Consider the following 21,576-nt stretch of genomic DNA (forward strand, 5'->3'; position numbering starts at 1 on the left):
CACTGCAACCAGTTGCCTAAAGAAACACCACGCGCGGGTGGTATACGGGGTGCATGACGATCACCGGCATCGCCGTGTACCCGGTCCGGCCGCGCTGGATCCTCGTGCGCGTGGACACCGAGCGGTCCAGCGGCTGGGGCGAGGCGATCGTGCCCAAACGCGTGGCCAGCGTGCGCGCGGCGGTCGGTGAACTCGGCCGGGTGCTGCACGGCGCGGACGAGAACCGGATCGAGGAGATCGCCACCCGCTGCCGCCAGGGAGCCTTCTTCCGCGGCGGTCCGGTGCTGTCCACCGCGGCCGCGGCGATCGAGCAGGCACTGTGGGACATCAAGGCCCGCCGCTTCGGGGTGCCGGTGTGGGAGCTGCTCGGCGGGCGGGTGCGAGACCGGGTCCGGGTCTATGCCTGGATCGGCGGGGACCGGCCGGGCGAGGTGGTCGAGGCCGCGCGGCTGCGCCTGGAACAAGGCTTCTCCGTGGTGAAGATGAACGCGACCGCCGAGTTCGACCAGATCGAGACGACCGCGGCGGCGGACGAGGTGATCGCCCGGGTCGCCGCATTGCGCGAGGCGTTCGGCACCCGGCTGGACCTGGCCCTGGATTTCCACGGCCGGGTACACCGCCCGATGCTGCGCCCGCTGCTGCGCGAACTCGAACCGTACCGGCTGCTCTGGGTCGAGGAACCGCTCGCACCGGGCCACGATTCGCTGCTCGGGGATCTGCGCGCCGCCACCCGGATCGCCACCGGGGAACGGTTGTGTTCCCGCTGGGAGTTCCGCGAACTGCTGCACGGCGGCGCGGTCGACATCCTGCAGCCCGATGTCTCGCTCACCGGGCTGTTCGAACTGGAGAAGATCTGCCGGATGGCCGAGTGCTACGACGTTCCGGTGATCCCGCACTGCCCGAACGGACCGGTCTCGCTCGCCGCCTCGCTCCAGGTGGCGGGCTGCTGCGCGGGAATCCCGATGCTCGAACAGTCGCTCGGGCTGCACTACAACACCGGTTACGCGGGGGCCGGTAGCGCCGAGCCGCAGGATTATCTGCGCGATCCCGGCCCGCTGCGCCCGGTGGACGGCTACCTGCCCGTTCCGGAAGGTCCCGGGCTGGGGATCGAACTGGATCCCGGCGCGCTCGAGCGCGGGCACACCGAACACGTGATCCCGGACCCGCAGTGGCGCCTGCCGGACGGGCGCCTCACCGAGTGGTGAGTTTCCGCAATCGCGCGATGCCTTCGTCGAGCACCTCATCGCGTTTGCAGAAAGCGAAGCGCACCAGCGAGCGCCACGGTCCGGGTTCGTCGGTGAACGCCTCGACCGGTACCGCGGCCACCCCGGCACGTTCGGGCAGCGACCAGCACAGCTGCGCGCCGTCGGTGAACCCGAGCGGGCGCACATCCGCGCAGATGAAGTAGGTGCCCTGGCTGGAGAGCACCCCGAAACCCGCATCGGCGAGCCCGTTCGCCAGCCGATTCCGCTTGTCCTGCAAACCGTTGCGCAGTTCGGCGACCCATTCGCCCTCGGCGCGCAGCGCGTGCGCGACCGCGGGCTGGAACGGTGCCCCGCCGACGAAGGTGAGGAATTGCTTGGCCGCGCGCACCGCGCCGAGCAGCGGGGCGGGCGCGCACACCCAGCCGATCTTCCATCCGGTGCAGTTGAAGCTCTTGCCCGCGCTGGAGATCGCCACGGTGCGTTCGCGCATCCCCTCGAACTCGGCCAGCGAGTGGTGTTCCGCGCCGTCGTAGACCAGGTGCTCGTACACCTCGTCGGTCACCGCGATCAGATCGCGCTCCACACAGATCCGCGCGATCCCGGCCAGGTCCTCGGTGGTGAACACCGTTCCGGTCGGATTGTGCGGGGAATTGACCAGGATCGCCCTGGTGCGCGGGCCGACGGCGGCGCGCAGCTCGTCCAGGTCGACCGCGAACCGGTCCCCGTCCCGGCGCAGCGGAACGGCCTTGCGCTGGGCCCCGGCCATGGCCACCGCGGCGGCGTAGGAGTCGTAGTAGGGCTCGATCACCAGTACCTCGTCCTGGGTATCGACGAGCCCGAGCATGGCCGCGCTGATCGCCTCGGTCGCGCCGACGGTGACCAGTACTTCGGTGTCCGGGTCGTAGTGCAGGCCGTAGCGGGTGCGGTGCTCGGCGACCGCGGCGCGCAGTTCCGGCATCCCCGGCCCGGGCGGATACTGGTTCACCCCGTTCGCGATCGACTCGGTGGCCACGCGCAGCATGCCCGCGGGGCCGTCGGTGTCCGGGAATCCCTGACCGAGATTCACCGCCTCGGTACGTACCGCGAGCGCGGTCATCTCGGCGAACACGGTCGTGGTGAACGGGCGCAGCTTCGGGACGACGGGTGGTTCTCGCACACGGGGAGTTTACGCGAAGGCGCCGATCGAGCGAGCGACCGCTTTTCGAGATGGGAGGGAGCCCCTGGCGACCGAGGCCCGGAACGAGTGAGAAGCCGAGCCATCGATAGAGCCTGTGCTGTCACAATGGGACGGTGACCTCGACCGAAACACTGCCCCCCGTGCAGCAGGCCAAGCTGCGCCAGCTGCGCCGGATGAAGATCGTCGCGCTGTCCGCGCTGGTCATCGCCGCCATCGTGTACGTGGTGACCTCCATCCTCGGGCCGAGTGGCTGGGTCGGCTACGTCAACTCCGCGGCCGAGGCGAGCATGGTCGGTGCGCTCGCCGACTGGTTCGCGGTGACCGCGTTGTTCAAGCGCCCGCTCGGGCTGCCGATCCCGCACACCGCGATCATCCCGACCCGCAAGGACACCATCGGTTCGGCGCTGTCCGACTTCGTGGGCACCAACTTTCTCGCCGAGGAGGTGGTGCGCGGCAAGCTGTCCAGTGTGGCCATCGCCGCGCGCATCGGGGCGTGGCTGCGCAAGGAGGAGAGTGCCGAGCGGGTCACCGCCGAGCTCGCCACCGTGCTGCGCGGCGTGGTCACCGTGCTGCGCGACGAGGATGTGCAGGCGGTCATGGAACAGGCCGTGGTGCGCAGGCTGGTCGATCAGCCGTGGGGTCCGCCGCTGGGCAAGATCCTCGCGCGGGTGTTCGAGGACGGATCGCATCACCGGCTCGTCGATCTGGTCACCGATCGCGCCTACGCCTGGGTGCGGGACAACCACGAGACCGTGCTCGGGGTGGTCGCCGAGCGGTCCCCGTCCTGGTCGCCCAAATTCGTCGACGAGATGCTCGCCGACAAGGTCTACACCGAACTGCTCGCCTTCGCCTGGGCGGTCAAGGTCGACGTCAATCATCCGATGCGCCAGGCACTCGACGGGTTCCTCGTCGAGTTCGCCAAAGACCTGCAGACCGATCCGGAGATGATGCAGCGCGCCGAGAACGTCAAACAGCAGGTGCTCGAACACCCGGAGGTGCAGGGCCTGATCTCCTCCGCGTGGGGCACCGCCAAGCGCATGCTGCTCGACGCCGCCGAGGATCCGTCCTCCGAACTGCGCAGGCGGGTCCGGGATGGGCTGGTCAACCTCGGCAAGCGGCTCGAGTCCGACCCCGGGCTGCAGTCCAAAGTGGACGGTTGGGTCGAGGGTGCCGTCGGTTACGTGGTGCGCAACTACGCCACCGAGATCAGCACCCTCATCTCGGACACCGTGGAACGCTGGGACGGCAAGGAGGCCTCCCGCAAAATCGAGATCCAGGTCGGTAAGGATCTGCAGTTCATCCGGATCAACGGCACCATCGTCGGTGCGCTTGCCGGTCTGCTCATCCACGCGGCGACGCAGCTGTTCTGACTGCAACCTCGACTGTGCCGGGAGAGTGTGGCTCACGGGTGCGGTATTCGGGTGGGGTGAATTCGGGTGTGCCGTTGTGGATGCGAACTGTCCATTCGGTTTGGTGGATCATGCGGTGGTGGTGAGCACAGAGGAGGACCATGTTGTCTTGGGTGGTGAGTCCGCCGCTGGCGTGGTGCTGAATGTGGTGCGCTTGGGTGAGGTTCGGTGGTTTGTCGCAGTCGGGGTGTGCGCAGCCGCGGTCTCGGGCGATGAGTCGTCGGCGCAACTTTGGTGGTGCGGTGCGATCGCGGCAGCCCATGTCGAGTACTTCGCCCGCTGAGCCGAGCACGGTGGGGATGCTGTGTTGGTAGATACCAATCCGGCCTCCGGTAAGCCGAGCGTTGTCGATCGGATGGTCCGTGTTTCTTCGAGTCGGCTTACCTCCGGCCTCCTTGGTATGTCCTGCGTCGCAGGCGATGCGGCGTAGTTGGGTGGCAGGGATGGTGGTGCCGTCCATGGTGGTGGCTTGGCCGATGCCTTCGCGCAGGGCTTGTTCGGTCATGGTGACCATGATGGTGAACGGTTCGCTCCCGTTTTCGGGAAGATTCTCCGGGTTGGCGGCGAACCGGACGACCTCGGCGAAGGCATCGGCGTCTCGTTCGGCTTGGGTGCGCCTATCGGGTGTGCCGAGCGCGTCGAAGACACTGCGGAGTTTCAACCCGGTTTCGTAGTCCAGTCTCCCGTGGATGGTCCAGTCGTTTTGCCACTGTTCCAACCAGACTTGCCGTGCGGGGCGGGCGAGTTCGCGATCGTCTGGTTGTTGCCCGTCCGGGTCGAGGAGCGCGTGGAGTTCCCGGATCGGGCGCGCCAGTCCGCGTGGTCCGACTTCGGTGGCGGTCTCGGCGAGGGCTTTCTCCGCGATCGGCCAGGAATTGCCGGTCAGTACATCGGCGGGTAGTTCGGTGGCGAATCGGCGGATCCGGTCCACGTGTTCGGCACCGAGTTCTCCACGCAGATAGGCGTTTGCGGTGTTCGGTAGGTCGGCGGGAATGGGTTCTCCGCTGATGCCGAGTGCACCGAAGAGGTCGTGCACGCGATCGGCCATGCGGCGGGCTTCGGCGCGGCTGATGCGCAGCGTGTCTTCGAGCATGCGTGTCATTGATCCGTAGCCGAACTCGATCGGTGCGCCGTCTTTCTCCAGTTGTGCGGCCTGGTCGAGCATCTCCGCCTCGGCGCGGCGCGCGACGGCCGCTTGTTCCACGAACCGATCGACCCGTTCCCGGCTCGACAGTATTGCGCTGATTTCCCCAGTGCTCATGACATCTATATTATCATAGAGTGGTGAATTTTTCCCGCCATCGCCGATAATCCTCCGTCGAAAATCGCCCTGCTGACGACACCGCGTCTAGAGCAGCCGCCACACGTGGTAGTCGATCGTCGCGCGTATCTGCTGCAGGTTTCGCGTGCCGTGCAACAGATCGAGGGCGAGCCTACGGTCGTAACCATGACGAAATCGGGGTACGAAGCGCGTATGGGGCTGTGTGTCGCGCTCGGCAGCATGTTCGGGCTGCTTCCGCTCATCCAGCGGGTGGCCGGCTGGGAACAGGGCGGTCTCTACGGAAAGGTCACCGGAGGACTCGGCATCACCGGGGCGTGGGCATACCTGCTCCCACTCGGCGTGGTCGTGGTGATGTTCTCGATCGTCATCGTGCTCGACGGCGAGAAGAAGAAGCGCTCCTAGGGAGCACCCGCTCGCTCAGGCGTGCTTTTCCCGCCAGATGCGAGCCTTCTCCCGGTTGCCGCACACCTGCATCGAGCACCAGGTGCGGCTGCGGTTGCGGGAACGGTCGTAGAAGGCCCAGCGACAGGAATCGGCGGGACAGATCTTCACCCGGTCCCACATCCCGAGGGTGCTCAGCCGGGATGCGGCGGCGAGGATCTCCCCGATGGCGGTGTGCGCCACCAGGACCGGGCCGTGCTCGCGAATGTGCACGGTCAGTTCACCGGTCGTCGAGAGACCCGTCGGTCCCGAGGGCCGGGCGAGATGATCGCCCACCGATCCACGGAGCGCAGAGCGCACCCGTGCGGCCTGTTCGGCCACACCGGGGGCGCCGAGATCTCTGTCGCGCACCCACGAGGACCAGCCTCCGCGTTCGGCGAGCACATCGACGCCGTCCTCGACGTCGAGTGTGTTCAGGAAGCTCATCACCAGTTCGATATCGCGTTCCGCGGGTGCGGAAGCGGTTACCCGTCCGGCAGTCACCTTCCCCAGTGTAAAGCGTGCCCCCGGGAAATGTCCTTGCCGCTCACCATTCGGCCAGTCATACTAACCGGCAAAACAACTATGCTAGTTAGGAGTGGTTCCGATGTCCGCTGCTTCGCTCGGTGCTTACGTCCTCGACTGTCCCGATCCCGCGGCGCTCGCCGGGTTCTACGGCGCGCTGCTGGACTGGCCGGATCTCTCGGTCGAACCCGGCGCGGAATGGGCGACCCTGCGCGATCCGGGCGGTGGTCCCGCGCTCGGGTTCCAGCTCGATCCGGAGGTGCGTGCCTCGACCTGGCCGAGCAGGGAACGTCATCAGATGGCGCATCTGGACTTCCAGGTCGCCGATCTGGCCGCGCAGCACGAGCGCGCGCTCGCCCTCGGCGCCCGGTTGCTCGACGACAGCCATGAATCCTTCTGGGTGTACGCGGATCCCGCGGGGCATCCGTTCTGCCTCTGCCGCTGAGCTCCCGGTCCACAGTGGACGGGTGAGAGCTGTCTGATCGCCGGTGGTGAGTGCCACACCGACTCTTGCAAGCAAGGTGCTTGCAAGAGTTAGCACTCCGCTGTACCGTTGTGTCATCGCCAAGACAAGGAGGTGACCGCAATGGATGTGAACCAGGCGGTGACCGATATCGGCAAGGACATCGGCGAGTATATTCGCCAACAACGAAGCAGCGCGAAAATCTCGCTTCGGCAATTGTCGAAACTCGCCGGGGTCTCCAATCCGTATTTGAGCCAGGTCGAGCGTGGCCTGCGCAAGCCGAGCGCGGAAATACTTGCCCAGATCGCCAAGGGGCTGCGCATTTCCGCCGAGGCGCTGTATGTGCAGGCGGGCATTCTGGAAGCTCCGCTCGGCGGTCCGGTCGGTGAGGCGATCCGTTCCGCGACAGACATTTCAGACCGGCAGAAGCAGGTTTTGCTCGATATCTACGAATCGTTTCGCAGGGAGAACCGCGCCCGGGAAGTCGGTGGGGCGGATGGCGCGGTGGGCAGCGATGCGGAACCGGATTCGGTGCGGCAGCAGAGCGAAACCGGCCCGAACCACACCGAAATCAAGGAGTAACGATCATGAACGCCACCGCGAAGAAAACCCGGGACCAGGTCCGCGATCAGGTCAGTGAGCGCTTCGGCGATGTCGTCGAGCAGGTGCGCACCCCGCTGCTCGCCGCGCTCGGCGCGGGCGATCTGGCCACCCAGGCCGTCGCCGATCTGCTGAACAAGGCCCGCGCCCAGGTCGAGCAGAACGACAAGCCGAAGACCCCGGTGGATGTGACCGAGCTGCGCGAGCACCTGGACGCCGCGGAGCTGGACAAGCTGATCGACCCGCAGGAACTGCGCAAGCTCGTCGATCCCGGTGAACTGCGTGATCTCGTGGACGCCTACTCCAAGGCCGCCGGGGATCTGTACCAGTACCTTGCCGAGCACGGTGAGTCCACTTTGGACAAGCTGCGAGAGAACCCTCAGGTCAGCAAGGCCCTCGACCAGCTCGAGGACGCGGTGAGCCAGGCGCAGGACCGGATCGGCGATGCCGCGGGCGATGCCCGTGATCTCGCCGAGGAGGTGTTCAACCGGGTCAACCTGCGAGGCGGCGCGGACAAGGCGGCGGACAAGGCCGCGGCCACGGTGACCGAGGCATCGCAGACCGTGGCCCGTGCCGGGGAGAAGGTCGCGGCGAACACGACGCGGGCCGGCGAGAAGGTCAGCGCCCAGGCGGAGGAGACCGCCGAGAAGGCGAGCGAGAAGACCACGGAGAAGACGGCCAAGCCGTCCTCGGCCAAGCCGGCGAGCACCGCCAAGACCACTCCGCGGGCCACCTCCACCACCCGCAAGACCGGTGAGACGAAGAAGTAACCGAGTCTCTCCATCAGGCAAGACCGAGGGGACCGGCTCCCCCACGGGCACCAGCGCCCGTGGGGGAGCCGCTTCGTGATCGAGAAGATTGCGTACGCTGGAACTCGTGCAGGACTGGGTAACCTATTACATCTCAGAGGCGATCAGCTGGATCGCGGTCGCCGCGGGCTTGTTCGCCGTGCTGCATGCCGTCACGCAGCGGGCCGACGCGTTCACCGCGGCCGACAAGCTCAGCAAGCCCAAGTGGCTGGGGATCACCGCGGCGGGAACGGCGGCATGCGCGCTGTTCCATTTCGGCGGGATCCTGTTCATCGTCTGGGTGGCCGGAACCGTCGCGATCCTGGTGTACCTCGTGGATGTGCGGCCCAAGCTGGCCGAGGTCCAGCGCGGCTCACACTGATGCAGGGAACCCTCGCCTCCGGCTTGCGCTGGCAGTCCTACGGCAGCGGTGATCCGGTCACCCTCGTCGTGCCCGGACTCGGTGCCACCAGCGGAGAGGCCCGGCTGCCCGCATCCGGGCTGCCCGGAACCCGTGTCGTGGCCACCCTGCCCGGACACGGAGACGCCGTGGACGCGCCCGCCGGTTACTGGTCCTACACCCGGGTCGCCGAGGACATCGCCGAGCTCGCGGACTCCACGGGAGCGCGCGCCGCGATCGGCACCTCCCTGGGTACCGGCGCCCTGCTGCGTCTGCTCGCCGAGGAACCCGGCCGGTTCGCCGCGGCCGGTCTGCTGCTGCCCGGCGCACTCGACGCGCCACGGGAAAGCCCGGCCATGCGCGCCTTCGCCGAATTCGCCTCCGCCGTCGAGGACTCCGATCTGGACCGGCTGCGCGGACTGGTCGGGGAACAACTCCCGGACGGGGTGGATGTCGGCGGTTATGTCGAGGCGCGCACCACCGCACTGGCCAGGATTCCGGAGGCGATGCGGGCGATCCCGAACGACGCCCCGGTCCCGGAGCCCGGGCGGCTGGCCGCGGTCACCGCACCCGTGCTCGTGCTCGGCGCGACCAAGGACCCGCTGCACGCCGAATCGGTGGCGCGCGCGGTCGCCGCCGCCATTCCGGTGGCGCGGCTGGAGATCCTGGACTCGGCCGCGCCGCTGCTCACCCATCGCGGCGTGGTCCGCGAGCTGCTGCGCGACCTTGTCTCGAACGTATAGCTGCGTACACTTTCGGACATGAGTAGCGTCGCGGTCGCAGTGACCGAGGGGATCGCGCTGTTCGGGGTGACCGCGCCCTGCGAGATATTCGGCGTGGACCGCAGCGAACTCGCCGATCCCTGGTACGAGTTCCGGCTGTGCGGCCGATCCGGGGCGCAGGTCGGTGGCTGGTTCCGCGCGGAGCCGCCGTACGGATTCGACGCGCTCGCCACCGCGGACACGGTCGTGGTGCCCGCCTGCGAGGTCGGCGCGGAGTACGACGCCGAACTACTGGAAGCGCTGCGGGCTGCCCATGCCGACGGGGCACGGATCGTGTCCATCTGCACCGGGGCCTTCGTGCTCGCCGCGGCCGGACTGCTGGACGGGCGCCGGGTCACCACGCACTGGCTGCACGCCGACCGGCTCGCCCGCCGATACCCGAACGTGCGGGTGCAGCCGGACGTGCTCTACCTGCAGGACGGTCCGGTGTTCACTTCGGCGGGCAAGGCCGCGGGCATCGATCTGTGCCTGCATCTGGTCCGGCTGGACCACGGTGCCTCGGTGGCGAACGCGATCGCGCGCAGGCTCGTCGTCCCCCCGCACCGCGATGGGGGACAAGCGCAGTTCATCACCGCCCCGATGGCCGGGGACCCGGGGGACGATGTGCTCGGCGAGCTGTTCGAGTGGGTGTACGCGCATCTGCACGAGCCGCTGACGATCGCGGATCTGGCGCGCAGGGCGAACCTGAGCCCGCGCACCCTGGCCAGGCGGTTCCGCGCGGTCACCGGGCTCGCCCCGTTGCAATGGCTGCTCACCCAGCGCGTGCACCGCGCCCAGGAACTGCTCGAGACCACCGAGCACGGCATCGAGCAGATCGCGGCGAAGACCGGAATGGGAACCGCGACCACACTGCGGCGGCACTTCAACCGTGTGGTGGGCACGGCGCCCGATGCCTACCGGCGCACCTTCCTGCGCGAGGCGGGCAGCACCCATACGAGAGTGAGCACCGCGAGCACGGCAACCGCGATGAGCAGCACACTCGGCGCGGCGAGCTGACCGAGCGCGGCGAGCGGGAAGGGCACCACGAAGCCGAGATAGGTCAGCGCCTGGTACATCGCGGTCATCGAGGCGAGATGGTCCGGCGGCGCGATCCGCTGCACCTCGAGCAGCCCGCAGACCTGGCAGGCCCCGTAGGCCGCACCGAGCACGAGTGCGGCGAGCGCGACGAGCAGCGGGCTGCCCTCCGCCGCTGCGGCGATGGCGATCAGCAGCCCGGCGACCACGATGCCGAGCGCGACCGTGAGCAACCGCGGCCGCTGCGGGTGATCGAGGCGGCGGGCGAGCGGTTGCACCGCGATCCCGGCCGCTGCCACCAGCATCGGCACCACCGCGCTGAAGATCAGGGCATGTGTGCCGAGTTGTTTCCCGACCAGCCCGGGCAGATAGGAAAGGCCGATCGAGGCGGTGGCGAACACCCAGGGCGCGAGCGGGGCGACCACGAGCAGGAACCGGCCGCGGAACCGCGGCCGGGCCCGGGCACCGCTCGCCCTGCCCGTGGTCTCCGGGGTGCGCGCGGCCAACGGCAGCGCGAACGCGACGAGTACCAGGTGCGGAAGATAGGGCAGCACCGTCGGCCAGGGTGCCCACTGCGCGAGCACGCCCGCGATGATCGGCCCGCCGCCGAAGCCCGCGGTCATCGCGACGGTGAGCCTGCGCGGACCTGGATTCCCGGACTTCTGTGCGGAAAGTTCCTTGATCCAGGCGGCCCCCGAGCTGAACGCGGCCCCGCAGGCGATGCCGACCACGAGACGGCCGATGAACAGCCACGGCACCCCGGTTCCGCCCGCCATGAGCAGCGCGCTGCCCGCCGCGGAGACGAGCAGGGTGGGCAGCATGACCTTCCGGCGCCCGATCCGGTCCGAGACCGGGCCGCCGAGCAGCAGCCCGGGGACGAGGCCGAGCGCGTAGAGGGCGAACGCCGCCTGTACCACGGTGCTGGACAGACCGAGCTGCGCGCGATAGAGCAGCAGCAGGGGAGTGAACTCCTGCGCGCTCCAGCCCACAGTCAGGACGGCGAGTCCGGCGCCGAGCCAGGTGCTCGCGGAACGAGCGCGGACCCGGTCCGCGGCGAGGGTTTCAGTCACGAGAACCATCTTCGGGTGGGCGGCACGAGTTGACGAGTGTCCGAAACGACACTGTTCGAACAGTTTCGGTCAGGGGCGTACAGTTTCGCGCATGTGGACCATCGCCGGAACCCTGAGCGCGCACTCCGTGGACGACCGCACCGATCTGCTCGGCGAGCCCGTTGCCGCCGCGCTCGCCGGCCTGGACGCGCAAACCCGGAACCGTTGCGCCGTCGTGGAAATCGATCCGGAACTCGCCGACACCGCGCAGTTCTGCGAACACTACGACTCGCCGATCGAGGCCTCCGCGAACTGCGTCGTAGTGGCGGGCAAACGCGGCGGGGAAGAAAAACTCGCCGCCTGCCTGGTGCTCGCCACCACCCGCGCGGACATCAACAACGTGGTCCGCAAGCACCTCGATGTGCGCAAAGCCTCGTTCGCGCCGATGGACCGCGCCGTCGAGCTGACCGGCATGGCCTACGGTGGGATCACCCCGATCGGGCTGCCCGCGGACTGGCCGCTGCTGATCGATTCCGCGGTCGCGAAGGCACCCGAACTCGTGATCGGTGCCGGGATTCGGGACGCGAAACTGCTCGTGCCAGGGGATGTGCTCGCCGCGCTGCCGAACGCCGAAGTGCTGGAAGCCCTCGGTAGCTGAGCTACGGGGCCCGCAGCGGCTCGAACAGCCCGGGCTCTCCGGCGGTCACCGCCGTGCCCGGGCGGCCCCACACCGCGCGGAACACGGCGTCCGCGGTCCCGGTCACGCCGGCGTCCGCTGTGGTGGCTGCGGCCTCCTCGGTGATCCTGACCGGTTCGCCCGGTTCGAGGTGGGCCAGCCAGGAACGCTCGCTGTCGCTCGGCGCGAACAGCACCGTGCCGCGCACCCCGACCGGTTCCCTGCGCGGGGCCAGGCCGGGCATCATGTCGAGGAGTAGCTCGGCGATCCCGTCCGCGGCGAGCTCGGGCGGGTAGAGCGGTCCCGGTTCCCCGCCGACCGCGAGCTCCGCATCGAGCCGGTGGATCGCGATCTCGTGCGCCTGCCGCCGCGCCCAGAACGCCGTGTTCTGCGGGGACCAATGGAACGCCTTGCACGCGTGCTGCGGGCCCAGTTCGGTGAGCCTCGCGGTCAGCGCGGCCGCATTGGTGCGCGCCCGGTCGAGCAGTTCCGCGTAGTCCCCCGGCGGGGTTTCCATGGCCGCGGCCTTGTCCTCCGGGGTGAGCGCGGTGAGGTCGGTCACCCAGCGGTGCAGCGTACTCACGTGCCCGAGCAGATCCCGCATCACCCAGGAACCGCAGGTGGGCACCGGGGCGTCCGGCCCGGCCTGCGCCGCGGCGTCCAGCAGCGCGTTCGCGTGCCGGTCGAACTCCGCGATGAACCGCCGGTATTCGCTGTTCATTCGCCCGAACCGAGCCATTCGGCGAGGAACGCTGCCTCGTTGTCCAGCAGCTTGATGATGTGCCCGGAGACGGATTCCTCCACCTTCGAGCCGACGACCGGGATGCTGACCTTGATCTCGCCGCGCAGCTCCTGGGTGCTCGACCCCTGGGCCCCGGTGATGCGCGAGGTGCCGGTGAGTGCGCCGGGGGCGTTGGGCACGGTGACCGAGATTTCGCCGCGATATCCGTCACCGTCCGCGCGCCACTCTTCGGTGCGCACGATCGTGAGGTCGCCGCCGAGCAGGGCGCGGACCGGGCCGGGCAGCTTCTGCGCCGGAATGCCGTGCTTGGTGTGGATCCGCGTCGCCGCCGCATCGACGCGGTGCTCGGTGAGCTGCGCGTGCGGCCCGCCGAGCTTGGCCAGCTTCGCGTTGATGAACTGTTTGTCCACGAGGGCGTCGTGCACGGTCTTCGCGTCCGCGGAGAAGGTAGTGCGGTGCTCGATGCTGCGTGCCATGGCGAGAAGGTTACCGTTATCGGCTGTGACAAGCGCACGCACGACCACCCCGCTCGCCGGCTACACCACCCTGCGCCTCGGCGGCAACGCGAACCGGCTCGTGCGCGCCGAGACCGCCGGGGACGTGGTCGAGGCCGTACGCTCGCTGGACGCCGCCGGGCAGCGACTGCTCGTGCTCGGCGGTGGCTCCAATCTGGTGATCGCCGACGCCGGATTCGACGGAACCGTGGTGGCGCTGGCCAACACCGGTTCCCGTATCGAGGACGGACTGGTCACCGTCGAAGCGGGAACCCCGTTCGACGAGTTCGTCGCGTGGACCGTCGCGCAAGGGCGTGGCGGGGTCGAAACACTGTCCGGGATCCCCGGCCTCGCGGGCGCGACACCCATTCAGAACGTCGGGGCCTACGGCAGCGAGATCGCCGAGACGCTGGTCTCGGTGGACCTGTACGAGCGCTCCAGTGGCCAGGTGCGCACCATCCCCGCCGCGGAGCTCGGCCTCGCCTACCGGACGAGCCTGCTGAAGAACACCGATCGCGCCGTGGTGCTGCGCGTGCGGCTGCGGCTGTCCGCGGACGGTCTTTCGGGGCCAATCCGGTACGCCGAGCTCGCCCGCGCCCTCGGCGCCGAGGAGGGACAGCGGGTGCCGCTCGCGGATGCCCGCGCCGCCGTGCTCGAACTGCGCCGTGGCAAGGGAATGGTGCTCGATCCCGAGGATCACGACACCTGGAGCGCAGGGTCGTTCTTCACCAATCCGATCGTTTCCGAGGCACAGGCCGACGCCGTGCTCGAACGTTCGGGTGCCGAGAGCATGCCACGCTATCCCGCCGAGGGCGGGGTGAAACTGTCCGCGGCCTGGCTCATCCAGTCCGCCGGATTCGGCAAGGGGCACCCGGGTCCGGGCGGCCGCGCTGCACTGTCCGGCAAACACGTGCTCGCACTGACCAACCGGGGCGGGGCGAGCACCGAGGACCTGCTCGTGCTCGCCAGGGAGGTGCGGGACGGGGTGCTCGAGGCATTCGGGGTTCGGCTGCACAACGAACCCGTGTTCGTCGGCTGCGAACTCTGAGCGGGCCGGTCGGCGTGACCGCGCTGCTCAGTGCGCTCGCGGCGCGCCGAGACCGAGCAGGCTCTCGGCGGCGGCCCGGGCGTGGTTTCCCGCCTCGTTGCTGCGCTCGACCGCGCTGATCACCATCGCGCCCTCGATGAGCACCGTGAGCTGCTTGGCGAGCTCGCGCGGTTTCTCGAACCCGCCGTGTTCGAGCTCGGCCACCAGCAGTTTGCGGTAGCGGTTCAGGTGGGTGCGCGCGATGGTGCGCACATCCTCGTCCTGGTTGCGGGTGTCGATGCTGGTGTTGATCACCGGGCAACCGCGGTAGCCGTTCTTGGTGAAACCCCTGCGGATCGCGTCGAACAGGGCGAGCACGCGCTGGGCACCAGGTGCGATTCCGGCCAGTTCCGCGGCGAGCTCCTCGTGGGTCTGCTCGCTGCGCTGCGCGACCATCGCGGCGACGAGGCCCTCCTTGGATTGGAAATAGCGGTAGATGCTCAGCTTCGAGGCATTGGCCCGGGCTGCGATGTCGTTCACCCCGACCGCGTGCACGCCGCGCTCATAGAACAGCTCGCCCGCCGCCTTGAGCACCTTCGCCTTGGTCGCTTCCGGATCGAGCGCCGCGCCGCGTTGCACTGGCATGATTCGTCTCCTTCTTCGGCGCTCTGCGGGTAGCGCAGGGTGGGATTACAGCAGGGCGGATAGGGGCGGATAGGACAGTACGGGATCATCTTATCTCGCCCCGGGCGTTCTCATCCCCGCTGTAGCGCTCATTCGGCCTTGGGGCGCCTCCCGTCCTGTCGAAGAAGGTACTGGACTGTTCCATCAGAACAAGAAAGTACTGTACTGTACCAACTATGCCGAACTCAGCCGATGCCCTTCGCTCGGCATCCACTCCCACCGCCACTCCCACCACCCGGCTGTGGATCGCCGTGCTCGCCGGTTACCTGGCGCTCGGCGCGACGCTGCAGACGCTTCCCGGCTATGTGGTGACGCGTTTCCACAGCGGCACGGTGCTTGCCGGGCTCGCGGTCGGCATCGCGTTCGCGGCGACCGCGGCGACCCGGCCGTTCGCGGGGCGGGCCGCGGATTCGGGATGGGCACGGCCGGTGGTGTTGCTCGGCGGGGTGCTGACGGCGCTGGGCGGGTTCGGTCATCTGCTCGCCCCGGACATCGGATGGTTGCTGCTGGCCCGGGTACTGATGGGCGCCGGTGAAGCGGCACTGTTCTCGGCGGCGATCCCGTGGGTGCTCGCCGGAGTCCCGGTGGCCAGAAGGGGGCGGATCGCGGGATGGTTCGGACTGTCGATGTGGGGCGGCCTCGCCGGTGGCCCGGTGCTGGCCACGGTGCTGGCGCGGGCGGGCGGTCCGCCCGGGGTGTGGTGGCTGGTGGCGGTACTCGGCGCGGCTTCGGCCGTGCTCGTGCTGAGTACCCGTGCGCGGCGGGGCGCGCGCGGCAGCATCCTGCCCTCGAGGCTTCGTGATCTGCTGCCGCGTGGGGCCGCGCTTCCGGGGCTGGCGTTCGGTCTCTCGGCGTACGGCTACGGGGCGATCAGTGCGCTGCTCGTGCTCTACCTCGGTGCGCGGGGGATCGGCGGTCAGGATCTGGCCCTCACGGTGTTCGCGGTGTGTTTCCTGCTCGCCCGTGCGCTGGGCAGCCCAATGGTCGACCGGTTCGGTGGCGCCGCACTCGCGCCCGTGGTGTTACTGGCCGAGGTGTTCGGCCTCGGTCTGCTCGCGGCCCCGGGCAGCGTGCTGACCGCATTGCTCGGTGCGGGCCTTTCCGGAGCAGGGGTGGCCCTGATGTTCCCGGCGACGGTGCACACGACCCTGGCTCGGTCGGGACCACTGAGCCCCGGCACCTCGGTCGGGGTGATGACGGCGTTCTGGGATCTGGGGCTGCTGGTGGCCGCACCGGGGAGTGGGATTCTGGCGCAGCTCCTGGGTTTCCGCGCGGCGTTCGGATTCGCCGCGCTGGTGGTGCTCGGCGGGATCTGTGTGGCACTGGCCTGCCGGAGCCGAACCCGGACCCGCGAGTCGGCGAGGCGATCGGTGGGTGTGTCATGAGCCGCTATGCCGCACTCGCGTTCACCGAGCAGGTCCGAGCCTTCCAGGAACGGGCGGGCAGCGCGCGGGCGAACGCGCACGCGGTGGACGCCGGGCCGCTGCCGGATCCGCTCACCGAGACCGAGGCGCGGTTCATCACCGAACGGGAGGACTGTTTTCTGGCCACCGTGGGAGAGACCGGCTGGCCCTATGTGCAGTACCGCGGCGGCCCGCCGGGGTTCGTGCACGTGCTCGACGAGCATCGGCTGGCCTTCCTGGATGTGCGCGGCAACCGGCAGTACATCACCAGCGGCAACCTGCACGGTGATGCGCGGATCTCCGTGCTGTTACTCGACTTCGCGTTCCAGCGCAGGCTGAAGATACTGGGGCGCGCGGAAACGAGGGCACTGGACGAGGATGCGCAGCTCGCCGGAGCGGTCGCCGAACCGCGTACGGACGGGCGGGCCGAACGTGTCCTCGTGATCACCGTGGAGGGCTTCGCGTGGAACTGTCCGCAGCACATCACCCAGCGGTTCACCCGCGCCGAGTTCGGCGAGGCCCTTGCCGGGGTGGAACAGCGCATGCGGGCACTGCACGCGGAGAACGCGGAATTGCGCCGCAGGCTCGGTGAGCGCTGAGCGGCGACCGGGGCGCTCAGCGAATCCCGGCGGGCAGGTCCACGTCCATGGCCTGGAGTTCGCGGTCGATGCTCTTCCACCGCACCAGCAGGGCGACAACGGCGATCAACAGGGAGAGTTCGCCGATGAGCAGCGCCAGGGTGCCGGCGAGGAACTGGTCGGCGCGCAGATCGGGAACCCAGGGCAGGGCGAGCGCGGTGTACATGTTCCCGCCGCCGAGGCTGTTGCCGATGATCCGGTCGGTGGAAGTGAGCAGCGCGCCGAAGACGATGTCCAGTGGCATGGCGGCGAGCAGCATGCCGAGCCTGCCGAGGGTGGGCAGTGGGCGCGGGGTGGGATCGGCACCGGCGACCGGCCAGGCGAACAGGTAGCCGATGGCGAGGAACACCACGTTGATGGCCACATGCGCCCAGTGGAACCGGATGGCCGCGTCGAACAGCCCGGTGAAGTACAGCAGGAACGGGCCGCCGCCGAACAGCGCGAGCGCCACGAAGGGATGGGTGAGCACACGCAGCGCGCCGGAGTTGGCGAGCACGTCGAGCCGCTGCGAACGGGCCAGGCTCAGCGGTGCCCCGACGGCGAGCAGCAGCGGGGCGAGCATGGACACCAGCATGTGGCTGGTGATGTGCACGCTGAACATTCCGCCCGCGTACCGCCCGATCCCGGAGCTGGTGGCGAGCAGCAGCACGAGACAGCCCGCGAACCAGGCGAGGCTGCGCCCGGTCGGCCACTGTTCCCCGTTGCGGCGCAGGCGAAGCAGCCCGATCAGGTAGGTGAGGGCGAGCAGGATGGACAGCGAACCGAGCAGCGGATCGAACCGCCAGTCGGTGAGCAGCCGCAGCAGATCCGGGGCGGCGGAGAGGTTGTAGCCGAGCAGGGTCTCCTGCACGGTGCCCTGGGAACCGATGAAGGCGGGCGGGGCGAGGTGGCTGAGCCCGAACGAGGCCGCACCCGCCGCGGCGAGCAGGAGCAGTTCGAGCACCGGGGCGATGCGATTGCGCCGCAACGCCAGCCCCGCGAGCCCGAGCAGCAGCACGAGCAGGAGCTTGACCAGCAGCAGACGCCCGTAGCCGGTGCCGAAGAGCTGACCGGGGGAACCGAACATCGGGGCTGTGCTGAACACCCCGGAGACCACGAGCACGCACCAGGCCACGCCGGCCAGTCTGCGGTAGCGGCGTGGTTCGAGGCCGGTGCGCCAGCGTGGGCGCAGCAGCGCGACCAGAACCCCGCCCCAGATCGCGGCGACCGGAACGTGCACCACGATCGCCGCGCTCGCCAGATCGTGGCCCGCTTCGGACGCGGCGTGCCCGGTGACCAGTGGGGGAAGCAGCGCGAGCACCCCGAGCAGGAGCACCGCGACCGCGGGCAGCCAGCGCAGCACGAACCGGGCGCTCAGCGCGGTCGCCGCGGCGAGTACCGCGGACAGCAGCCAGCCCATCGGACTTTCCATCGCGGCCAGCAGGGGAAACGGGTCCCCGCCGCCGAAAACCTGCGCGAAGGAGCGCCCGAGCGTTTCCCCGGAACGGTCGGCCACATCGAAGGGGACGAGCACGGCCGAGGCGAGGAACCAGAGCAGCGCCCACCGCCCCGCGCTGCGCACCGCGTCGTAGCCGACCGGGGAGAGCAGCCCGCCTGCGCGCGGGGTGCTCACCAGTGTGGCGAAGGCGAGCCCGCCGAGTGCCAGCGCCGCCGAGACGGTGGCCACCGCGCGCAGCACCGGCGCCCCGATCCGCACCAGCGCGCCGGGATCACCGTTGCCGAGCGCGGTGTAGGGCAGGGTTCCGGACAACACGCCGATCAGTGCGGTGCCCAGGACCGCGAGCAGTGCGGCGAGTAGCGCGACGGTACGGAACCGGGTCATCGGTGCCGACGCAGCCGAAGGCTGTTGGAGACCACGAACAGCGAGGACAGCGCCATCGCCGCCGCGCCGATCAGGGGGTTGAGCAGTCCGGCCGCCGCGATCGGGATCGCGGCGATGTTGTAGCCGAATGCCCAGGTGAAGTTGCCCCGGATGGTGCGCAGGGTCGCGCGCGCCAGGGTGATCGCGGTCGGCACCACGTCGAGGTCGGCGCGCACCAGGATCAGGTCGGCGGCCTCGAGCGCGAGATCGGTCCCGGTGACCACGGCGAGCCCGAGATCGGCGCTGGCCAGGGCGGGTGCGTCGTTGATCCCGTCGCCGACCATGGCGACCGAGCGGCCTGCACCGCGCAGTTTCTCGATCACCGCCGCCTTGTCCGCGGGCAGCACCTCGGCGATCACCTCGCCGATACCGAGTTCACCGGCCACGGCGTTCGCGGTCGCGGTGTTGTCCCCGGTGAGCAGCACGGTGCGCAGGCCGAGTCCGTGCAGCCGCTCGATCGCGCGGCCCGCGCTCGGTTTGATCGTGTCGGCGAGCGCGAACAGGCCGAACACCGTGCCGTCCACGGCGACCGCGACCGAGGTGCGGCCCGCCTGCTCCCAGGTGCCGCGCAGCGCGGCGAGTTCCCCGTCCAGTTCGATGCCCGAATCCGCGAGCAGCCGCGCGGAGCCGACCAGCACCGCACGCCCCTCGACGGTGCCCTGCGCGCCCAGCCCGGAGCGGGCGGTGAAGTCGGTGACCGCGGGCAGTTCCTCGAGTTCGGTGTCGGCCAGTGCGATGATGGCGCGCGCGGCGAGGTGTTCGGAGGCGTGCTCGACCGCGGCGGCCAGCCGGAGCAGTTCGGCGCGCGCGACGCCCTCCGCGGTGGCGGTGTCCACCACGGTCATCCGGCCCTCGGTGAGGGTGCCGGTCTTGTCCAGGACCACGGTGTCGATGGCGCGCGCGGATTCCAGTGCCTGCTGGTGCTTGATGAACACGCCCAGCTGGGCGCCGCGGCCGGAGGCGACGAGCAGCGCGGTCGGGGTGGCCAGGCCGAGCGCGCACGGGCAGGCGATGATCAGCACCGCGATGGCCGCGCTGACCGCGTGCGTGGCCCCGGATCCGGCGAGCAGCCAGCCGAGCAGGGTGAGCACGGCCAGTCCGACCACGATCGGCACGAACACCGCGGAGATGCGGTCGGCGAGCCGCTGGACCCCGGCCTTGTCCTCCTGGGCGCGTTCCACGAGGCGTACCAGCTTGGCGAGTTTCGTTGCCGAGCCGACCGCGCTCGCCTCGATCACCAGCCGCCCGGCCTGTACCACGGTGCCGCCGGTGACCGTGTCGCCCGGGCCGACCTCGGCGGGCATCGACTCGCCGGTCATCGGGCTGGTGTCGACCGCGGTGACCCCGTCGAGCACGGTGCCGTCCGCGGCGATCGTCTCACCGGGGCGGGCGAGGAAACGGTCCCCGATACGCAGTTCCTCGGCGGTGATCCGGTCCTCGGTGCCGTCCGCGCGCAGCACGGTGACCTCGCGCGCGCCCAGTGCGGCCAGCGCGGCGAGCGCACCGCCAGCATTGCGTTTGGCCTTGGCCTCGAACAGCCGCCCGGCGAGCACGAACATGGTCACGCCCGCGGCGACCTCGAGGTAGATCGAACCGCTCGGGGCGAAGATGAGCCCGAGGATGCCCTCGTCCGACGCGGCGCCGCCCTGCTCGGCGAACACCGTGTACAGCGACCAGGCGCTCGCGGCGACGATGCCGATCGAGACCAGGGTGTCCATCGAGCTCGCGCCGTGTCGCAGCCCGGTTGCCGCCTTCTTGTGGAACGGCCAGGCGCACCAGGTGACCACCGGGATGGTCATCACGAGCAGCACCCACTGCCAGCCGGTGAACCGCAGTGAGGGCACCAGGGTGAGGGTGATCGACAGGTCCCCGACCGGGAGGCCGAGCAGCAAGGCCACCACGAGCCGCCGCCACAGCGAGCGCACGTGGGAGTCCTCGTCCTGTTCCTCGGGCGGTTTCGGCGGTTCCACCGGTGCGGCGCCGTATCCGGCGCGCTCGATCTGGGTCACGAGGTCCTGTTCGCTCGCCGAATCGGGCGCGTGCACGGTCGCCTTCTCGGTGGCGAAGTTGACGGTAGCCTGGACGCCGTCGAGTTTGTTCAGCTTGCGTTCCACCCGTGCCGCGCAAGCCGCGCAGGTCATCCCGGTGACCGCCAGCTCGACCACCCGGTCCTGTGCTGCTGCGCCCGCGGTCTCGGTGACCGTGGCCGACGGGTCGGTCATGCCTACCTCCGTGCTCGCGATCGGAGTCGTGTGCTCCGCCGCGTGTCAGATCGCATCGTCCTTCGGTGTCATCGATCGTGCCGCGATGAGGTCCTCGCGCGCACGCGCGACCCTGGACCGGATGGTGCCGACCGGGACCGAGCACACCTGCGCGGCCTCGGTGTAGCTGTAACCGAGCACCTGGGTCAGGATCAGTGCCTCGCGCCGCTGCGGGTCGAGCTGATCGAGCAGGATACGCAGTTCGACCTGCTCATCGGGGCCCGGTTCGGCCGAGGAACCGCGCTGTTCGGCCGCGGCCTGCCAGTCGATGTGCTCGGCGATCCGCGGCCGGGCCCGCGCCGCGCGCACCCGGTCCACCGCGACCCGGCGCGCGATCGAGAGCAGCCAGGCCCGCGAGGAGGACCGCCCGGCGAACCGGGACAGCGAGCCGAACGCCCGCAGGTAGGTCTCCTGGGTCAGGTCGTCGGCCGCGGCGCTGTCCACGAGGTGCGCGAGGAACCGCCACACATCCGCCTGCGTTTCGCGCACCCAGGCCTCGAGAGCGCAGGAGTCCCCCCGTGCGGCGGTGAGCGCGAGTGCGGTCACCCGCTCGTCGTGTTCGGGACGGCGCGCAGGCATACGCCAACGGTAGACCACGCCCGGAACGGCCCCGCGCCTGCGCACGCCTAGTGTGACGTGGATTGTCCGGCCCGCGCGCCAGTCGACGGGTCGCCGC

At 69.6% G+C, this 21,576-nt stretch carries 23 protein-coding genes; 13 read left to right on the plus strand and 10 right to left on the minus strand.

The genetic code is table 11. The features are described from left to right. Positions 1-53 precede the first annotated feature (53 nt). On the plus strand, positions 54-1,205 hold the full coding sequence (gene dgoD / locus A37U_RS0107535; protein ID WP_020496013.1) for a galactonate dehydratase: 1,152 nt from the start codon (positions 54-56) through the stop codon (positions 1,203-1,205). On the opposite strand, the gene A37U_RS0107540 is transcribed toward dgoD, so the two are convergent. Beyond that, positions 1,192-2,361: a pyridoxal phosphate-dependent aminotransferase gene (locus A37U_RS0107540; RefSeq protein WP_020496014.1), complete on the minus strand. Its 1,170-nt coding sequence runs from the start codon at positions 2,359-2,361 to the stop codon at positions 1,192-1,194. The genes dgoD and A37U_RS0107540 overlap by 14 nt on opposite strands. A gap of 194 nt (positions 2,362-2,555) precedes the next feature. Between A37U_RS0107540 and A37U_RS0107545 the strand changes: the two genes are divergently transcribed. Further along, the gene (locus A37U_RS0107545; RefSeq protein ID WP_083933339.1) at positions 2,556-3,752 is read left to right on the plus strand and encodes a DUF445 domain-containing protein; all 1,197 of its coding nucleotides are present in this window, start codon (positions 2,556-2,558) and stop codon (positions 3,750-3,752) included. On the opposite strand, the gene A37U_RS0107550 is transcribed toward A37U_RS0107545, so the two are convergent. After that, positions 3,724-5,052 carry an HNH endonuclease signature motif containing protein gene (locus A37U_RS0107550; protein ID WP_020496016.1) on the minus strand — a complete coding sequence of 443 codons (1,329 nt, stop codon included), beginning with the start codon at positions 5,050-5,052 and terminating at the stop codon, positions 3,724-3,726. The genes A37U_RS0107545 and A37U_RS0107550 overlap by 29 nt on opposite strands. 186 nt (positions 5,053-5,238) lie before the next feature. Between A37U_RS0107550 and A37U_RS0107555 the strand changes: the two genes are divergently transcribed. Next, positions 5,239-5,475: a hypothetical protein gene (locus A37U_RS0107555; protein ID WP_157182679.1), complete on the plus strand. Its 237-nt coding sequence runs from the start codon at positions 5,239-5,241 to the stop codon at positions 5,473-5,475. A 15-nt stretch (positions 5,476-5,490) separates the two neighbouring features. Here the strand turns inward: A37U_RS0107555 and A37U_RS0107560 are convergent, their stop codons facing one another. Further along, complete coding sequence (locus A37U_RS0107560) at positions 5,491-5,997, minus strand: CGNR zinc finger domain-containing protein (protein WP_020496018.1); 507 nt, start codon at positions 5,995-5,997, stop codon at positions 5,491-5,493. A gap of 103 nt (positions 5,998-6,100) precedes the next feature. Between A37U_RS0107560 and A37U_RS0107565 the strand changes: the two genes are divergently transcribed. The 6 genes from A37U_RS0107565 to A37U_RS0107590 all read left to right on the plus strand — a co-directional run bounded on the left by A37U_RS0107565 (position 6,101) and on the right by A37U_RS0107590 (position 10,047). Further along, a complete protein-coding gene (locus A37U_RS0107565; protein WP_020496019.1) occupies positions 6,101-6,463 on the plus strand; it encodes a VOC family protein in 363 nt (120 codons plus the stop codon). A gap of 141 nt (positions 6,464-6,604) precedes the next feature. Further along, a complete protein-coding gene (locus tag A37U_RS42725) occupies positions 6,605-7,063 on the plus strand; it encodes a helix-turn-helix domain-containing protein (protein ID WP_020496020.1) in 459 nt (152 codons plus the stop codon). A gap of 5 nt (positions 7,064-7,068) precedes the next feature. Next, positions 7,069-7,851, plus strand: coding sequence for a hypothetical protein (locus tag A37U_RS42730; protein WP_020496021.1), 783 nt, complete (start codon positions 7,069-7,071; stop codon positions 7,849-7,851). A gap of 106 nt (positions 7,852-7,957) precedes the next feature. Further along, on the plus strand, positions 7,958-8,251 hold the full coding sequence (locus tag A37U_RS0107580) for a DUF2516 family protein (RefSeq protein ID WP_031470247.1): 294 nt from the start codon (positions 7,958-7,960) through the stop codon (positions 8,249-8,251). Continuing rightward, the gene (locus A37U_RS0107585; RefSeq protein ID WP_020496023.1) at positions 8,251-9,012 is read left to right on the plus strand and encodes an alpha/beta fold hydrolase; all 762 of its coding nucleotides are present in this window, start codon (positions 8,251-8,253) and stop codon (positions 9,010-9,012) included. The genes A37U_RS0107580 and A37U_RS0107585 overlap by 1 nt, the downstream gene beginning before the upstream one ends. 18 nt (positions 9,013-9,030) lie before the next feature. After that, the gene (locus tag A37U_RS0107590; RefSeq protein WP_026196962.1) at positions 9,031-10,047 is read left to right on the plus strand and encodes a helix-turn-helix domain-containing protein; all 1,017 of its coding nucleotides are present in this window, start codon (positions 9,031-9,033) and stop codon (positions 10,045-10,047) included. Here the strand turns inward: A37U_RS0107590 and A37U_RS0107595 are convergent. Beyond that, the gene (locus tag A37U_RS0107595) at positions 9,945-11,144 is read right to left on the minus strand and encodes an MFS transporter (RefSeq protein WP_020496025.1); all 1,200 of its coding nucleotides are present in this window, start codon (positions 11,142-11,144) and stop codon (positions 9,945-9,947) included. The genes A37U_RS0107590 and A37U_RS0107595 overlap by 103 nt on opposite strands. Positions 11,145-11,226: 82 nt before the next feature. Here A37U_RS0107595 and A37U_RS0107600 point away from each other — a divergent pair, with 82 nt between their 5' ends. Further along, positions 11,227-11,772 (plus strand): YbaK/EbsC family protein, encoded by a 546-nt coding sequence (locus tag A37U_RS0107600; protein WP_020496026.1) that lies wholly within the window; start codon positions 11,227-11,229, stop codon positions 11,770-11,772. Position 11,773: 1 nt separating this feature from the next. Here the strand turns inward: A37U_RS0107600 and A37U_RS0107605 are convergent, their stop codons facing one another. Both A37U_RS0107605 and A37U_RS0107610 read right to left on the minus strand, forming a co-directional pair. Continuing rightward, positions 11,774-12,511, minus strand: coding sequence for a maleylpyruvate isomerase N-terminal domain-containing protein (locus tag A37U_RS0107605; RefSeq protein WP_020496027.1), 738 nt, complete (start codon positions 12,509-12,511; stop codon positions 11,774-11,776). Next, positions 12,508-13,008: a DUF2505 domain-containing protein gene (locus A37U_RS0107610; protein ID WP_020496028.1), complete on the minus strand. Its 501-nt coding sequence runs from the start codon at positions 13,006-13,008 to the stop codon at positions 12,508-12,510. Before A37U_RS0107610 ends, A37U_RS0107605 begins: the two co-directional genes overlap by 4 nt. Before the next feature lie 25 nt (positions 13,009-13,033). Here A37U_RS0107610 and A37U_RS0107615 point away from each other — a divergent pair, with 25 nt between their 5' ends. Next, positions 13,034-14,074 (plus strand): UDP-N-acetylmuramate dehydrogenase, encoded by a 1,041-nt coding sequence (locus A37U_RS0107615; protein WP_020496029.1) that lies wholly within the window; start codon positions 13,034-13,036, stop codon positions 14,072-14,074. 27 nt (positions 14,075-14,101) lie between these two features. On the opposite strand, the gene A37U_RS0107620 is transcribed toward A37U_RS0107615, so the two are convergent. Continuing rightward, positions 14,102-14,698 carry a TetR/AcrR family transcriptional regulator gene (locus A37U_RS0107620; protein WP_020496030.1) on the minus strand — a complete coding sequence of 199 codons (597 nt, stop codon included), beginning with the start codon at positions 14,696-14,698 and terminating at the stop codon, positions 14,102-14,104. Between the two features lie 215 nt (positions 14,699-14,913). On the opposite strand from A37U_RS0107620, the gene A37U_RS0107625 reads away from it, so the two are divergent. Both A37U_RS0107625 and A37U_RS0107630 read left to right on the plus strand, forming a co-directional pair. Beyond that, a complete protein-coding gene (locus tag A37U_RS0107625; protein ID WP_020496031.1) occupies positions 14,914-16,122 on the plus strand; it encodes an MFS transporter in 1,209 nt (402 codons plus the stop codon). Further along, entirely contained in the window at positions 16,119-16,739 is a 621-nt protein-coding gene (locus tag A37U_RS0107630; protein WP_020496032.1) for a pyridoxamine 5'-phosphate oxidase family protein, read from the plus strand. Before A37U_RS0107625 ends, A37U_RS0107630 begins: the two co-directional genes overlap by 4 nt. 16 nt (positions 16,740-16,755) lie before the next feature. Here A37U_RS0107630 and A37U_RS0107635 read toward each other — a convergent pair whose 3' ends face one another. Genes A37U_RS0107635 through A37U_RS0107645 form a run of 3 tightly spaced genes read right to left on the minus strand, consistent with a single transcriptional unit; the run spans position 16,756 to position 21,479 of the window. After that, positions 16,756-18,600 carry a cytochrome c oxidase assembly protein gene (locus tag A37U_RS0107635; RefSeq protein WP_020496033.1) on the minus strand — a complete coding sequence of 615 codons (1,845 nt, stop codon included), beginning with the start codon at positions 18,598-18,600 and terminating at the stop codon, positions 16,756-16,758. Continuing rightward, positions 18,597-20,861, minus strand: coding sequence for a heavy metal translocating P-type ATPase (locus A37U_RS0107640; protein WP_020496034.1), 2,265 nt, complete (start codon positions 20,859-20,861; stop codon positions 18,597-18,599). Before A37U_RS0107640 ends, A37U_RS0107635 begins: the two co-directional genes overlap by 4 nt. A gap of 45 nt (positions 20,862-20,906) precedes the next feature. Next, positions 20,907-21,479: a sigma-70 family RNA polymerase sigma factor gene (locus A37U_RS0107645; RefSeq protein ID WP_020496035.1), complete on the minus strand. Its 573-nt coding sequence runs from the start codon at positions 21,477-21,479 to the stop codon at positions 20,907-20,909. Positions 21,480-21,576: the final 97 nt, after the last annotated feature.

It is taken from the genome of Sciscionella marina DSM 45152, assembly GCF_000379465.1.
Taxonomy (GTDB): domain Bacteria; phylum Actinomycetota; class Actinomycetes; order Mycobacteriales; family Pseudonocardiaceae; genus Sciscionella; species Sciscionella marina.

Bases quoted from the DNA above. Each gene is read 5' to 3' on its own strand.
- dgoD (WP_020496013.1), top strand. From the start codon at position 54: ATGACGATCACCGGCATCGCCGTGTACCCGGTCCGGCCGCGCTGGATC.
- A37U_RS0107545 (WP_083933339.1), top strand. From the start codon at position 2,556: ATGAAGATCGTCGCGCTGTCCGCGCTGGTCATCGCCGCCATCGTGTAC.
- A37U_RS0107550 (WP_020496016.1), bottom strand. From the start codon at position 5,052: ATGAGCACTGGGGAAATCAGCGCAATACTGTCGAGCCGGGAACGGGTC.
- A37U_RS0107555 (WP_157182679.1), top strand. From the start codon at position 5,239: ATGACGAAATCGGGGTACGAAGCGCGTATGGGGCTGTGTGTCGCGCTC.
- A37U_RS0107565 (WP_020496019.1), top strand. From the start codon at position 6,101: ATGTCCGCTGCTTCGCTCGGTGCTTACGTCCTCGACTGTCCCGATCCC.
- A37U_RS42725 (WP_020496020.1), top strand. From the start codon at position 6,605: ATGGATGTGAACCAGGCGGTGACCGATATCGGCAAGGACATCGGCGAG.
- A37U_RS42730 (WP_020496021.1), top strand. From the start codon at position 7,069: ATGAACGCCACCGCGAAGAAAACCCGGGACCAGGTCCGCGATCAGGTC.
- A37U_RS0107585 (WP_020496023.1), top strand. From the start codon at position 8,251: ATGCAGGGAACCCTCGCCTCCGGCTTGCGCTGGCAGTCCTACGGCAGC.
- A37U_RS0107590 (WP_026196962.1), top strand. From the start codon at position 9,031: ATGAGTAGCGTCGCGGTCGCAGTGACCGAGGGGATCGCGCTGTTCGGG.
- A37U_RS0107595 (WP_020496025.1), bottom strand. From the start codon at position 11,144: ATGGTTCTCGTGACTGAAACCCTCGCCGCGGACCGGGTCCGCGCTCGT.
- A37U_RS0107600 (WP_020496026.1), top strand. From the start codon at position 11,227: ATGTGGACCATCGCCGGAACCCTGAGCGCGCACTCCGTGGACGACCGC.
- A37U_RS0107605 (WP_020496027.1), bottom strand. From the start codon at position 12,511: ATGAACAGCGAATACCGGCGGTTCATCGCGGAGTTCGACCGGCACGCG.
- A37U_RS0107610 (WP_020496028.1), bottom strand. From the start codon at position 13,008: ATGGCACGCAGCATCGAGCACCGCACTACCTTCTCCGCGGACGCGAAG.
- A37U_RS0107620 (WP_020496030.1), bottom strand. From the start codon at position 14,698: ATGCCAGTGCAACGCGGCGCGGCGCTCGATCCGGAAGCGACCAAGGCG.
- A37U_RS0107625 (WP_020496031.1), top strand. From the start codon at position 14,914: ATGCCGAACTCAGCCGATGCCCTTCGCTCGGCATCCACTCCCACCGCC.
- A37U_RS0107630 (WP_020496032.1), top strand. From the start codon at position 16,119: ATGAGCCGCTATGCCGCACTCGCGTTCACCGAGCAGGTCCGAGCCTTC.
- A37U_RS0107635 (WP_020496033.1), bottom strand. From the start codon at position 18,600: ATGACCCGGTTCCGTACCGTCGCGCTACTCGCCGCACTGCTCGCGGTC.
- A37U_RS0107640 (WP_020496034.1), bottom strand. From the start codon at position 20,861: ATGACCGACCCGTCGGCCACGGTCACCGAGACCGCGGGCGCAGCAGCA.
- A37U_RS0107645 (WP_020496035.1), bottom strand. From the start codon at position 21,479: ATGCCTGCGCGCCGTCCCGAACACGACGAGCGGGTGACCGCACTCGCG.